13 protein-coding genes are annotated in these 13,407 nt (G+C 60.1%); 6 read left to right on the forward strand and 7 right to left on the reverse strand.

Annotated elements, in window-relative coordinates; all coding sequences use genetic code 11:
* The first annotated feature begins 110 nt into the window (after positions 1-110).
* Positions 111-542, forward strand: coding sequence for an Lrp/AsnC family transcriptional regulator (locus tag KUV52_RS03465; RefSeq protein WP_222524524.1), 432 nt, complete (start codon positions 111-113; stop codon positions 540-542).
* 116 nt (positions 543-658) lie between these two features.
* Positions 659-2,323, forward strand: coding sequence for a gamma-glutamyltransferase (gene ggt, locus KUV52_RS03470; protein WP_222524525.1), 1,665 nt, complete (start codon positions 659-661; stop codon positions 2,321-2,323).
* A gap of 612 nt (positions 2,324-2,935) precedes the next feature.
* Here ggt and KUV52_RS03475 read toward each other — a convergent pair.
* Both KUV52_RS03475 and KUV52_RS03480 read right to left on the reverse strand, forming a co-directional pair.
* Positions 2,936-3,940, reverse strand: coding sequence for an NADP-dependent oxidoreductase (locus tag KUV52_RS03475; RefSeq protein WP_222524526.1), 1,005 nt, complete (start codon positions 3,938-3,940; stop codon positions 2,936-2,938).
* Complete coding sequence (locus KUV52_RS03480; RefSeq protein WP_222524527.1) at positions 3,937-4,353, reverse strand: organic hydroperoxide resistance protein; 417 nt, start codon at positions 4,351-4,353, stop codon at positions 3,937-3,939. Before KUV52_RS03480 ends, KUV52_RS03475 begins: the two co-directional genes overlap by 4 nt.
* A 138-nt stretch (positions 4,354-4,491) precedes the next feature.
* Between KUV52_RS03480 and KUV52_RS03485 the strand changes: the two genes are divergently transcribed.
* The 3 genes from KUV52_RS03485 (at position 4,492) to KUV52_RS03495 (ending at position 6,752) form a co-directional block, all read left to right on the forward strand.
* Entirely contained in the window at positions 4,492-4,938 is a 447-nt protein-coding gene (locus KUV52_RS03485; RefSeq protein ID WP_222524528.1) for a MarR family winged helix-turn-helix transcriptional regulator, read from the forward strand.
* An 83-nt stretch (positions 4,939-5,021) separates the two neighbouring features.
* The gene (locus KUV52_RS03490) at positions 5,022-6,176 is read left to right on the forward strand and encodes a M20 aminoacylase family protein (protein ID WP_222524529.1); all 1,155 of its coding nucleotides are present in this window, start codon (positions 5,022-5,024) and stop codon (positions 6,174-6,176) included.
* A 96-nt stretch (positions 6,177-6,272) separates the two neighbouring features.
* Positions 6,273-6,752: a dual specificity protein phosphatase family protein gene (locus KUV52_RS03495; protein WP_222524530.1), complete on the forward strand. Its 480-nt coding sequence runs from the start codon at positions 6,273-6,275 to the stop codon at positions 6,750-6,752.
* On the opposite strand, the gene KUV52_RS03500 is transcribed toward KUV52_RS03495, so the two are convergent.
* From KUV52_RS03500 to xerD, 5 genes are all read right to left on the reverse strand, one after another.
* The gene (locus KUV52_RS03500; RefSeq protein ID WP_222524531.1) at positions 6,726-7,511 is read right to left on the reverse strand and encodes a ParA family protein; all 786 of its coding nucleotides are present in this window, start codon (positions 7,509-7,511) and stop codon (positions 6,726-6,728) included. The two genes, KUV52_RS03495 and KUV52_RS03500, sit on opposite strands and share 27 nt — an antisense overlap.
* 110 nt (positions 7,512-7,621) lie before the next feature.
* Positions 7,622-8,419, reverse strand: a complete 798-nt coding sequence (locus KUV52_RS03505) for an SDR family NAD(P)-dependent oxidoreductase (protein WP_222524532.1) — start codon at positions 8,417-8,419, stop codon at positions 7,622-7,624.
* 103 nt (positions 8,420-8,522) lie between these two features.
* Positions 8,523-10,250: a single-stranded-DNA-specific exonuclease RecJ gene (recJ, locus tag KUV52_RS03510; protein WP_222524533.1), complete on the reverse strand. Its 1,728-nt coding sequence runs from the start codon at positions 10,248-10,250 to the stop codon at positions 8,523-8,525.
* A 70-nt stretch (positions 10,251-10,320) separates the two neighbouring features.
* Positions 10,321-11,055, reverse strand: a complete 735-nt coding sequence (gene dsbC, locus KUV52_RS03515) for a bifunctional protein-disulfide isomerase/oxidoreductase DsbC (protein ID WP_222524534.1) — start codon at positions 11,053-11,055, stop codon at positions 10,321-10,323.
* 82 nt (positions 11,056-11,137) lie between these two features.
* Positions 11,138-12,025, reverse strand: a complete 888-nt coding sequence (gene xerD, locus KUV52_RS03520) for a site-specific tyrosine recombinase XerD (RefSeq protein WP_222524535.1) — start codon at positions 12,023-12,025, stop codon at positions 11,138-11,140.
* Positions 12,026-12,244: 219 nt separating this feature from the next.
* Between xerD and KUV52_RS03525 the strand changes: the two genes are divergently transcribed.
* A complete protein-coding gene (locus KUV52_RS03525) occupies positions 12,245-13,402 on the forward strand; it encodes an efflux RND transporter periplasmic adaptor subunit (protein WP_261389839.1) in 1,158 nt (385 codons plus the stop codon).
* Positions 13,403-13,407: the final 5 nt, after the last annotated feature.

Raw genomic sequence — 13,407 nt, forward strand, 5'->3', positions numbered from 1 at the left:
AGTTCCTTGGCCATAAAACACCGATGCGTTAGTGTACGCACAGGACGGCCAACAGGTCGTCGCCATTGGCCGACGGATCGTCGGCATCCGCCCCCAACCGGATCTCATGGATGAACTCACAGGACCTCGATAAATTTGACCAGGCGATCATCACCGCCCTGCGCCAGAACGCCCGTCAGCCCATCTCTGCCATCGCACAGCAGGTTAATCTCTCCCGCTCCTCCGTATCGGAACGGATTAAACGGCTGGAACAGAGCGGTGTGATCCGCGGCTATCGAGTGCTGCTCCGCCCCAGCGCCCGAACGGACGTCAGTGCCTATTTCGAGATCCGCCATAACCAGAAGCAGTGCAAAAACCTGGCGGACAAGCTGAAGCAGATCCCGGAGGTGCAGAGTTGCCATGGCATCACCGGCGAGATCGACCTGCTGGTGCTGGTACGGGCAGAGTCGATGCAGCGGCTTCACCAGATCCGGGAGAGCATTGAAGCCAATCCAGCCATCACCAAGATCGTCACCCACGTAGTGATGAGTGAGTGGTTCTGACCCTCTGCGCAGCAGGGTGTTCTGCGGACTCGCTCATTTGCCTCCGTTTGTGCCTTTTCATGTCCGGATAACCCTTTTAAGTTAAAAGGCTGTCATCCCAAGGAGAGGGTTACCCCATGCTGGCACGACGCCTTCTGACACTGATTCTGCTGCTTATCACCCTGCCGGCAAGCGCCGGCCAGGGGGCGATCGCCGCACCGGACCGCTACGGCGCCGAAACCGGTGCTGCCATCCTGGCGCAAGGAGGCAATGCGGTGGACGCCGCCGTCGCCACCGCCTTCACCCTGGCCGTCACCTATCCGGAAGCGGGCAACCTGGGTGGCGGCGGGTTTATGACCCTCTGGTTCGAAGGCCATCCCTACTTTCTCGACTACCGGGAAACCGCGCCCGCCCTTGCCCATCGAGACCTCTACCTGGATGAGCAGGGTGAGGTGATCCCTGACCTCAGTCTGGTGGGCAGCAAAGCGGTTGGGGTGCCGGGCTCGGTGATGGGGATGTGGGAGGCGCATCAGCGCTTTGGCCAACTGCCCTGGGCCCAGTTGCTGGCTCCCGCCATTCAACTGGCGGAGCAGGGGTTTGTGCCGGGCGAGGCGTTGTATCAGATTAAGCAGGACGGGCTGAGTCACTTTGGCGAGCGCACCAACTTTGCCCGGTACTTCGGCTCAATGGAAGCGGATAAACCGTTCCGCCAGCTGCAACTGGCGGCCACCCTGAAACGGATCGCCACGCAGGGACCGGACGACTTCTACCAGGGAACGACGGCAGAGCTTCTGGTGGAGCAGATGGGGCACAGCGGCGGCTTGATCAGTCTGGAGGATCTGGTCAACTACCGCGCCAAATGGCGTCAGCCGATTCAGTTTCCCTGGCAGGGGTTCACGCTGGTCACCGCACCGCCCCCCAGTTCCGGCGGGATCGCCCTCGCCCAGCTGCTGGCTCTGAAGGCAGAACGCCTGAAGGATTTTGCCGGGCTGTCCGCCAATGAGGCACAGTACGTTCACCTGGTAGCGGAGATTGAGAAGCGGGTGTTTGCCGACCGCGCCGAGTACCTGGGCGATCCCGATTTCCACCCGGTTCCGGTTGAGCGTCTGTTGGACCCGCAGTATCTGGCCAAGCGCGCCCAGGAGGTCAAGCCCAACAGCCTCTCCCCCACCCTGTCGGTCCAGCCGGGACTGGAGTCCCACCAGACCACCCACTACTCGGTGGTGGACGCCTGGGGTAATGCGGTTTCCAACACCACCACCCTGAACCTGGAGTTCGGCTCTGGTGTGGTCGTTGAGGGAGCGGGCTTTCTGCTCAATAACGAGATGGATGACTTCTCCGCCAAGCCGGGCGTGCCCAACGCCTTTGGCGTCGTCGGCGGTGACGCCAATGCCATCGCCCCCGGCAAACGGATGCTCTCCTCCATGAGCCCCTCCCTGCTGGTAAAGGACAAGACGGTCGAGCTGGTGATCGGCACCCCGGGAGGCTCCACCATCTTCACCTCGGTGTTCCAGGTAATCAGCAACCTCTATGACCTGGGAATGACACCCGAGCAGGCGGTAGCGCTGCCCCGCTTCCATCACCAACTCTGGCCCGCCAATGAGATCCGTCAGGAGCCCTATGGTTCACTGGCACCGGAGGATCAGAAACAGCTGGAACGGATGGGCTACAAGTTGGTGGTTCAGGACTGGGATCTGGGAGATGTGCAGGTGCTCCAGCGCCAGGAAAACGGCTGGCAGGGCGCCGCTGACCCAAGAGGACGGGGCACAGTGATTCTGGTTGAAACCGAATTCAACGAATAAGTAAAAAACCACCTGCATAGCAGGTGGCTTTGATTAGCCCCCTTCAAGGGGGCTTTTTGGTTTATGGGGATGCCACAGGCATGTGACTTCAGAGGTATCATTACCCCCTTTGCCGGGAGCGGCCCGGCGGCCGCCAGAAGGGCTAACGCCCCTCTGGACTACCCTATGCCTCCGGCGCGACGAAAGCCCCTCGCTCCCTCTCCTTTCCATTTCAGCTCTGGCCAGACTCGTTTTTGGAAAAGGCTATCCATACCCTTTCCAAAAAGCCGGCTCCGCCCTCCATGGCTCCGCGTTCACGCCTATCGGCGTTCACCCATGCTCGGCTGGCCACTCGGGCCTTCCCTGGCCCTCGGCTTTATTCCCAGTCGCTCCCGCTCGGCGCCGCGAGTCGGCGAAGGGGGACGGCATTCGCCGTGAAAGACCGGCGGATAACATCAAAATGGATTTGATTTCGCGGCACTTTTACTTATTCGTTCACACGAAAATATTTAGAAATCCCAACTCTACGGGCAGAGCCCCGAGGAAACGATCACCACCTCCATAGGAGGTGGTTTAAGACTGACAAACAAAGGGGGCCCGTCGGGCCCCTCTTTATGTTCACAGGAAAGCGGGTTACAGCTTTACCAGCATCTTGCCGGTATTAGCACCACTGAAGAGCCCCAGGAACGCCTCGAAGGCCTCCTCCAGTCCCTCAACCACGGTCTCCTCAGCGCGAACCTGACCACTGGCCAGAGCCGGGCCCACTTCACGGACAAAGGCACCGTAATCCGCCATATGGTCTGAGGCGATAAAGCCCTGGATCCGCAGGCGACGGCGAATTACCTCGGTCAGGTTGCGGGGCCCGGGGCGCTGCCCATCACTGTTGTAGAGGTCGATCATGCCGCAGATCACCAGTTGGCCATTCTCCTGCATATTGGCCAGTGCTGCCTCAAGGTGGTCACCACCGACATTATCGAAATAGAGGCTGATCCCCTCCGGAGCCAGCGCCGCTACGGCAGCACTGAGATCACCGCAGGTCTTGTACTGAACCACCCCATCAACGCCGAGGGTTTCAGTCAGATAAGCGGCTTTCTCCGGTGAGCCCACCGAACCGATAACCCGAGCCCCTTTCAGTTTGGCCAGTTGGCAAACCATGGTGCCGACCGCGCCGGCTGCACCGGAGACAAAGACGGTATCTCCGGCCTTCACTTCGCCAATGCGGTTCAGCCCAACCCAGGCGGTCAGACCGGTCAGTCCCAGCACACCAAGATAAGATTGCGCCGGTGCCAGTTGGGGATCCACTGGCGTGACGCCAGTGCCATCAGACAGGGCCAGATCGCGCCAACCCAACATGTGCAGCACTGTCTGCCCAACCTGAAAATCGGGATGGTTGGAAGCGATCACCTCCCCAACGGCGCCCCCCTCCATCCACTCTCCCAGTTGAAAAGGGGGCACATAGCTTTTAACGGGAATCATCCGACCCCGCATATAGGGGTCCACAGAGAGCCACTGGTTTCGGATAAGAAGCTGCCCTGTCTCCAGCTCCGGCAAGGTTTTCTGCTCCAGCCGCACGCTGTCGGCATTGGGCAAGCCCTGGGGATAGTGAATCAGTGACCAACCGGTTGCCTGTACGCTCATTGCGCTTCCCCCTTAATCTCGATCGCCACGTCAATGTTGTTTCGTACCGCATTGGAGTAGGGGCACACCTGATGCGCGGCCATCACCAACGCTTCTGCTTCACTTTGGGGCAAAGCCAGCTCCACCGCCAGCGAGACGCCCAGGGCAAAGCCCACTTTCTGAGGCAACAAACTCACCTGGGCTGTAACCGGCGCCGAGGCCAAAGCGATGCCCTGCTCTTTGGCCACGTAAAGAATGGCGTTGGAGAAGCAGGCGGCATAGCCAGCGGCAAAAAGCTGTTCGGGGTTGGTACCGGTACCGGACCCACCCAATGCTTTGGGGTAAGTCAGGGCCAGGTTCAGCAACCCATCATCGCTGCGAGCCTGCCCGTTTCGCCCGGCGGAGGCCTGAGCGGTGGCGGTATATAGGGACATGAATTCACTCCTGCAGTTTTATTTGTGCGCAAAGTAAATTCACCTTACCCGCCATTTTGTTTGCGCGCAAACATTTTTTGAGTAAATATTTGGGCAAGGGCACCAAACCGCTATACTGGCGCCAGATACGGAGGCCCCATGACTCAACGCAATACGCCCACTCTCGACAACCAGCTCTGCTTTGCGCTTTATAGCGCCAGTAACGCCGTGATCCGGCTCTATCGCCCTCTGCTGGAGCCGTTCGACCTCACCTACCCACAGTTCCTGGTGATGTTGGCCCTTTGGCAGGAGGAAGGGGTGCCACTGAAGGCGCTCTCCCAGCGCACGCGCCTCGACCCCGGCACCATCACTCCCATCGTCAAACGCCTGGAAGCAAAAGGGCTGCTGGAACGCAAGGGCACGGCTCAGGACGAACGGGTCAAACTGGTGGAACTCACCGAATCGGGAAGAGCAATCAAAGCCCCGTTGTTCGACGCACATCGCTGTCTTTACGAGAGCATGGACCCGGATCGGGAGGCGCTGGAGTCTCTGCGCCAGCAGTGCCTGAGCCTGCTGGATCAGATCAACAACAAGCTGATGAAATAACCCATAAATTCTCAGTCTTGATGCGCCATCGCCCGGCTTTTATGCTGTTCGACTGAACCGGTTACCCACTATCAGGAGCGCTCATGACCGACTACACCGCCCTTCGCCGCGACCTTCACCGCCATCCGGAACTGGGTTTTGAGGAGCACCGCACCCAACGGATCGTGGCGGAACATCTACAGCGCTGCGGGGTGGATAAGATCAATACCGAGCTGGGAAAAACCGGTGTGGTCGCCATCATTCGCGGGGCGTTGGGTCCGGGCGAACGCATTGGCCTGCGGGCGGACATGGACTGCCTGCCGATGACCGAAGAGAACACCTTTGAGCACGTCTCCTGCCACGCCGGCAAAATGCATGGCTGCGGCCATGATGGGCACACCACCATTCTGCTGGCCGCCGCTGAACAGCTCTGTCAGAACCGTCAGTTCCGGGGTGAGGTGGCGCTGATCTTCCAACCTGCGGAAGAAGGCCACGGCGGCGCACAGGCGATGATCGAAGATGGCCTGCTTAAGCGCTACCCCATGAAGCGCGCCTACGCGCTGCACAACTTTCCCGGCATTCCACAGGGGCACATCCACCTGCGTCCCGGCCCGATGATGGCCAGCTCCGACCGATTCCGCATTCGGGTTCAGGGTAAGGGGGGCCACGGCGCCATGCCCCATCTGGCGGTGGACCCGGTGCTGGTGGCCGCGCACATCGTCGTGGCGCTGCAAAGCCTGGTCAGCCGCAGCCAGAACCCGATCCGCCCCGCCGTGGTCAGTTGCACCATCCTCAAGGCGGGGGAAGCAACCAATGTGATTCCCGACCACGCCGTTCTGGAGGGCACCTTCCGCGCCTTTGACCAGGCAGACCGGGCGCGCATCGGCGAACAGATGGCCACCCTGGCCAGCCACACCGCTCAAGCCTTCGGGGCCACGGCGGAGGTGGCGCTGAACCAGGACGCCCATATCGGTTACCCAGCGGTGATCAACGATCCGGAGGCGACCGAGATCGCTTTGGCGGCTGCACGGGCCACCGCGGCCGGTGTCAATTCCGATGCGGATCCGGTGCCCGGCAGTGAAGACTTCAGCTTTATCGCTGAACAGGTCCCCAGTTGCTATGTTCTGCTGGGTAACGACCGGGGCACCGAGCAGGACCAGTATTTCCTGCATCACCCCCGTTACGACTTTAATGACGCCATCCTGCCGACCGGTGTTGCCTACTTCTGCGAACTGGTAAAACGGGAACTGGGGAGTTAAGCGGTTTTGCGATCGGTGCGCCGTTCACACCAATGGGCTTAGCAATCTCGGTGTTGCTCTGTTAGTCTGCGCGCGAGATGAACGGAAGTGACAGAAATGGAACACCTTTTTTGGCTTGAGCCCGGCCAAATCGCAGGGCGAAGTGGACCCAACAAGGATCCCTGGACAACCGATGAGTTGCAGCAGGCGGGTATCAGCACAGTACTCTCCCTCAATGACGCCGCCGATGTGGATCCGGCGGCGCTGGCCCAGGCAGGGATTCATCACCACCATGTGGCCCTGCCGGGTGAAATCCCACCCCGGGCGGAGGATGAGGAAGCCTGCATGCTGCGACTTCCTCAGGCACTGGCCCGGCTCAACCCCGCCCTGAAGCAGGGTGAGCGGGTGCTTATCCACTGTCGCAGTGGTAAGGATCGCACCGGCATGTTGATGGCGTATCTGCTGGTGGTGCGTCAGGGGCTCTCCCCCAAGGCCGCCATGGCCCGGGTTCGCCAGGTGCGCCCCATCGCTTTCTCAGCCGAGGGCTGGGAAGCCCTGACACTGACGGTGTTAGAGCGCCTCGCTCCCCACCACTGATTCCGTTTCTAAGGTGTGCCAAAGCGCGCGAAATTGCTCAGTCAGTTTGTGCTTTGGCGCGCTGTGGCACAGCGGCTGCTGCGCCTGATGAGACTCCCTCAGCTTGACCGAACTGCCCAGTTCCGGTTTCAGCACCGGCAACCCCTTATCCACTAACTCAGCCACCAGTTGCCTGGGCAGGCGAGCCTGAGGATTGAACTGGTTGACGATGATGCCCTCCAGTGCCAGTTCCGGATTGTGATCACTCTTAAGCTCCAGAAGGTTGTCCATCAGCCGGGTAATGGCCTGTGCGGAGAAACCATCACAATCGAACGGGATAAGCACAGAATCGGCGGCGATCAACGCCGCTTTTGAGTAGAAATTGAAGTTTGGCGGGGTGTCGATAAAGACCCGGTCAAACTGATCGTCCAGGGCAGCCAGCGCGTCCCGAAGCTTGAAAATCTTGTAGCGCATCTCCAGTTCCCGCTCCAACGGTCCCAGCGCGTCGCTGGCAGGCAGCAGGCTCAGGTTTGGCCATGCGGTTTGGTAGAGGTACTCATCCGGCTGCGGCAGACTGCCGAACCAGCCCACCGTATGCTTGAAGAGGTCGGCCACGGACGGGCCTTCGCCATCCCAGCCCAGGTAGTGACTGCTGTTGCCCTGCACATCCAGATCCACCAGCAGGGTTCGATAGCCCTGTTCAGCGCTGATGGCGGCCAGATTCACACTGATGCTGGATTTGCCCACGCCACCCTTCTGATTGAAAACCACCCGTTTCATTTTGCCCCCTCCCTGAGATGCCACCCTCCCACCTTACCCGAGCAATAGCTCAAAAAAAATACAGACCGTGGTCTGTATTCTTGTTAGGGATGAAGCCATTGCGGTAACAATCAGAGTGCGCGGATGATCCCGCCCTCAACCCTCAGTGCCTGACCGTTCATGGCACGGTTGGAGGTGAGGTACACCGTCGCTTTCGCCACTTCGTTCACATCGACAAAGCGCTGCAGAAGCGAGGTGGGCTCGTGGTCCGCAAAGTAGTTTTCGGTCAGTTCCCCCACCGGCTTGCCCTCTTTGGCCGAGAGGGTGTCGAAGTAGTTCTCCACCCCGTCGGTCCAGGTCGGCCCCGGCAGCACGGAGTTTACGGTGACGTTCTTGCCCTTGGTCAGCTCCGCCAGTGCACGGGAAAGGGAGACCAATGCGGTCTTGGTGACGGAGTAATGCACCATCTGGCCCAGGGGCTTGATGGCGCATTCGGAGGAGACATTGACGATGCGGCCAAAATCACGCTCCAGCATCCCCGGCAGCAGGGCCCGGGCCAAACGCACGGCACTCATGACGTTGACGTTGAAGTAGTGCATCCACTCGTGGTCTTCGATCGCTTCAAACGCCTTCACTTCGAAGATCCCGGTGTTATTGATCAGAATGTCCACGCCACCCTGCTCCGCCAGACGCTCAATCAGCACTTCGCACTGAGCCGCATCCGCCAGATCCGCCGCCATCCCCAGGGCACGACCCTGAGCATTACAGGCCTCGGCCAGCTCAGCCGCCACGGCGTCGCAGCGGCCCTGGTCGCGACCATTGATGATCACAACGGCGCCTTCATTGAGATAGTGAGTGGCAATCGCTTTGCCAATGCCACCGGTGGAACCGGTGACCAGCACCCGCTTACCTTGCAGTTCCAGATCCATCATGCCTCCAAACTCGAACAGGGATTTGGAGGCTGAGTGTAGGAGGCGGATCTCTTAGCAGGAAATGATTCCTGATGATGATTTTAATAACGTGGCGTGATGATCAGGCGGGAACCAGGTGCTCCACCAGCAACTGCACACTGTCCCGACCCTGCCAGTGGTTCACGTCCAGTTTATAGACCAGCTCCACCCACTGCACCGCGCCATTGGGCCAGGTGCCCAGGTCGACATTAAAGGCGATGGCGTCCAACTGGCGCGTCCCGCACTCGGTTTCCAGGGCCATCTTCAGGTGTTTCTGCCCCACCAGACGCTGGTCCAGCAGCCGGAAACGGCCATCAAACAGGGGTTCGGCGAAGCCCTGTCCCCAGGGACCGGCTTCCCGCAGCATCCGGGCGGTATCCAGACAGAGTTCCGCCGCGCCCAGTTCGCCGTCGGAGAGCAGCTCTCCGGTCAGGGCCGCTTCATCCAACTGCACCCGCACTTCCGCATCATAAAGTTGAGCGAAGCGCTCGTAGTCCGCCTCTTTCAGACTGAGGCCTGCCGCCATGGCGTGCCCGCCAAACTTGAGGATAAGACCGGGGTTCTGGGTATCGATGCGCTCCAGCAGGTCACGCATGTGCAGGCCGGGAATGGAGCGGGCGGAGCCTTTCACTTCACCCCCACCCGCATCCGCAAAGGCGATAACGGGACGGTGGTAACGCTCCTTAATGCGGGACGCCAGGATGCCGATCACCCCCTGGTGCCAGTCGCTCTGGTAGAGCGCTACGCCCCACGGCAGATCTTTACCGAGATCGAGCCGCTCCAGTACCCGGATCGCCTCCTCCTGCATCCCCTGCTCAATCTCTCGCCGCTCACGGTTTAGGGCATCAAGCTGGCTGGCAATCAGCCGCGCTTCCATCATGTTGTCGGTCAGCAGACACTCAATGCCGAGTGCCATATCGTCCAGACGCCCGGCCGCATTGAGCCGCGGCCCTACGGTAAAGCCGAGGTCGGACGCCACCAGACGAGAAGCTTCCCGGTTGGCCACCTCCAGCAGTGCCCGGATCCCCGGTCGACACCGGCCGGAGCGGATCCGCTGCATCCCCTGATGCACCAGCAGTCGGTTATTGGCATCCAGCGGCACCACGTCCGCCACCGTGCCCAGGGCAACGACATCGAGAAGCTCGGCCATATTGGGCTCCGCCACACCCCGTTGGGCAAACCAGTTGCGGCGGCGGAGTTCTCCCCTCAGTGCCAGCATCAGGTAGAAGGCCACCCCAACCCCCGCCATCGACTTGGACGCAAACGGGCAGGTATCCCGGTTGGGGTTGATGATGACATCGGCGTCCGGCAGCGTTTCGCCGGGCAGGTGGTGGTCGGTCACGATCACCGTCATTCCGGCGTCTTTGGCCGCCTCCACCCCCGCATGGGCGGAGATGCCGTTATCCACGGTGATCAGCACCTCTGCGCCCCTCTCCTGGGCCACCTCAACCAGTTCCGGACTGAGGCCATAGCCGAAGTCAAAACGGTTGGGCACCAGGAAATCCAGGTGCTGCCCGCCCAGGGCTCTGAGCGCCAGCATGCATAGGGCGCTGGAGGTGGCCCCGTCCGCATCAAAGTCACCGACAATCAGGATCCGTCGCTGGGATTCCAGCGCATCCGCCAGCAGCACCGCCCCTTCCGCCGCACCACTTAGGGTGGCCGGATTGAGCAGCCCTTTCAGCTCGGTCACCAGTTCGGTAGCGCCACTCACACCACGACGGGCGTAGATCTGGCGCAGCAGGGGTGGCAGATGCTCAGGCAGGTGGCTGTCGTCCACCAAGGGACGGCGGGTAATCTTTACAGTCGGCAATTTGGCGGTTCCGGCAATAAAAACGGCGCGGAGAACCGCGCCGTGGGAATACGGTGGCAGACCAGAGAGGTTACTGGGTTTCCAGGGCCTGGAGCAAGCGGCTCGGCGGCAGGTAGCCCGGCAGGATGGTGCCGTCATCCAGTACCAGAGCCGGAGTGCCGGTCACACCCATGGTGTTACCCAGCGCGTAGTGACGCTGCACGGTTTCACCGCTGGCGCAAGTGACATCCGGCACCTTATCACCGGCTTTGGCTGCGGTCATCGCGGCTTGGGGGTTCTTGGCACACCAGACGTTCTGCATGTCTTTCCAGGACGGGTTTACCTGGCCCATGCGATTGCGCTCACCACCGCGCGGGAACGCCAGGTAGCGCACGGTGATACCCAGATCATTGTACTGCTCAATCTCGTTGTGCAGCTTGCGGCAGTAGCCACAGGTGATGTCGGTAAAGGCATAGACAACGTGTTTCTCATCCTTGGCCTTAAACTCGATGGCGGTGCCTTTCACCTGATCGAGCAGGTCCAGACGCACCTTGCTCATGCGCGCTTCGGTCAGGTTTTTCATGCCGCTGTCGAGATCGTAGATCTGACCGTGGATCAGCTTGCTGCCATCGGCAGTAACGTAAAAGATCCCTTGGGAGGTCAGAGCTTCATAGAGTCCGCTCACCGGAGACACGGTAACGCTATCTGCAGTAATGCCCAGTTTCTGTTTCAGGGCTTCAGTGACCGCCTGCTCCGGCGTGCTGGCCAGGCTGGCGCCACTGACTGTGAGCAACACTGCAGCAAGCAGCGGGGTAAAGAGTCTCATTATGGGGTTCCTGTTTCACATTCGTTATCAGCTAGACCCGACCGGGCCGGAAAAACTTACCGCAAATCATGCAGCGACGCCATTAACGGGGGTGATGCTCCCGATGGAGCGCCGTCAAGCGTGCCTGAGCCACATGAGTGTAAATCTGTGTCGTAGACAAATCACTGTGTCCAAGCAGTAACTGTACGACTCTGAGATCCGCGCCATGGTTCAGCAGGTGTGTCGCGAAAGCGTGTCGAAGTGTGTGCGGTGAAAGGGGTTTTGTGATCCCACTCACCTGAGCGTAGTACTTTACGCGGTGCCAGAAAGTCTGGCGGGTCATCTGCACACCCCGCTGACTGGGAAACAATACATCGGAACGGTTCAGCCCCAGCAGCAGCGCCCGACCCTGCTTCAGATAGTTCTCCAGTTCGGCCTGAGCCTGCTCCCCCATCGGCACCAGGCGCTCTTTGCCCCCTTTACCGACAACGCGCACCACCCCCTGGCGCAGGCTGACCTGCTCCATCTGCAGTCCGGTCAATTCGCTGACCCGAAGGCCCGTAGCATAGAGCAGTTCCAGCATCGCCTTGTCGCGCAACTGAATCGGCTCGTCGATATCCGGCGCTTCCAACAACGCTTCCACCTCCGCTTCGGTCAGGGTATCCGGCAACTTGCGATTCAGTTTGGGCTGGGCAATCAGCGCCATAGGATCCTGCTCCCTTTCACCACGGTGGATCAGGTCCGCGTAGAAGCGACGCAGGGAGGTCAGGCAGCGTGCGGTACTGGTTTTTGCGGCACCCTGAGCCTTTCGGTGGGCCAGATACGCCCGGATGTCGTCGCTGTCCGCATCACGCAGCACAGAATCTCGGGTAGCGAGGAACTCGGCAAAACGGGCAAGGTCGGAGCGATAGGCCGCCAGGGTGTTGTCAGAGAGCCCTCGCTGTGCCCAAAGGTCATCACAAAAGCGCTCGATGATTTGATCGTTTTCCATCAATATCAGCGTATCAAAGAGTTGCTGACACCCTAGTTACCCGGACCATTCCGGTCAATGTCAATTTTGGATATAACCCTTTACAATTGACTGATTAACATTCGGTCACGGCCTGATAACTTACGCTATCAAAGCCCTGAGTTGTCTTGCTGTTGGCAAGGTGGCCGGCGCCCACATACCAATAAGGATTTTGTTATGCCATTGTTGCTGAGACGCACGATGCCCCTATGGATTTTGCTGCTGTTTATTGGTGCAGCGGTGTTTCTTGCCAGTTTGCGTCAACCCCCTGAAAAGAAAGCTCAGACCGAATCGCTGCCCATTGTTGAGGTGATGGCAATTGAGAAGAGCGCGCTTCAGGTTCAACTGCGCTCCTACGGCGTGGTTCAAGCCAAGCACCGTACTCAGTTGGTGGCTGAGGTCAGTGGCCGCCTGGTGGAGCTTTCCGACAAGTTTGTCCGTGGAGAGTGGGTCACCAGAGGGGAGATCCTGGCGCGCATCGAACCGGCGGATTACCAGGCCGACCTGATGCAGGCGGAGGCCAACCTGGCCCAGGCTGAGGCTCAGCTTCAGGAGGAGATCGCCCGTGGAAAGGTGGCGGAGCGTGAGTGGCAGGGCGTGCTGGACGGCATCCCGCCGGAGTTGGGTCTGCGTAAGCCGCAACTGGCCAAAGAGCAAGCCAATGTCCGCAGTGCCCAGGCGGTTCTCGCCCGGGCTCAACGCAATTTGGAACGTACCGTTATCCGTGCCCCATTCGATGGTCTGATCGTGGCCCGCAGTGTGGATTTGGGTCAGTACATCAATGTCAGCAACCAGCTGGGTGAAGTACAGGGCAGCGATATCGCCGAGGTTCGCCTGCCGGTGCCGCCGGAGGATTTGGAGTTCCTGGATTCCCTCAATGGCGCCGAAGTGATTCTGACCCAGAGCCTGGCCGACCATGAACTGACCTGGAAGGCCAAACTGGTTCGCTCCGAGGGTGTGGTCAACGACGACAACCGGATGGTGTATCTGGTAGCTGAAATCCGCGATCCCTACGGCATCAACGTGGATCGCCCCCACCCCCTGAAGTTCGGCAGTTTCGTTAATGCCAGCATTGCTGGCCGCTACATTGAGGACCTGGTTAACCTGCCCCGCTACGCCGTGCGCAATGATCGGGTGACCATCATCAAGGCGGACAACACCGTAGAACTGCGTCAGGTGCATGTGGTTCGTGCTGATCTGGAGCACGTCTACATTCAGGGTGGCCTGGAGCAGGGTGAGCGCATCAGCCTTAACGCCATGGACAGCGTGGACATTGGCCGTAAGGTCAAAGTGCTGGGTGAAGAACCCAACCCTGAGGCCAATGGCGCCGCGCAACTGGCGATTAGCGGAGCGCAATAATGGAA

Origin of the sequence: Ferrimonas balearica (assembly GCF_019802055.1) — a bacterium.
Classification (GTDB): domain Bacteria; phylum Pseudomonadota; class Gammaproteobacteria; order Enterobacterales; family Shewanellaceae; genus Ferrimonas; species Ferrimonas balearica_A.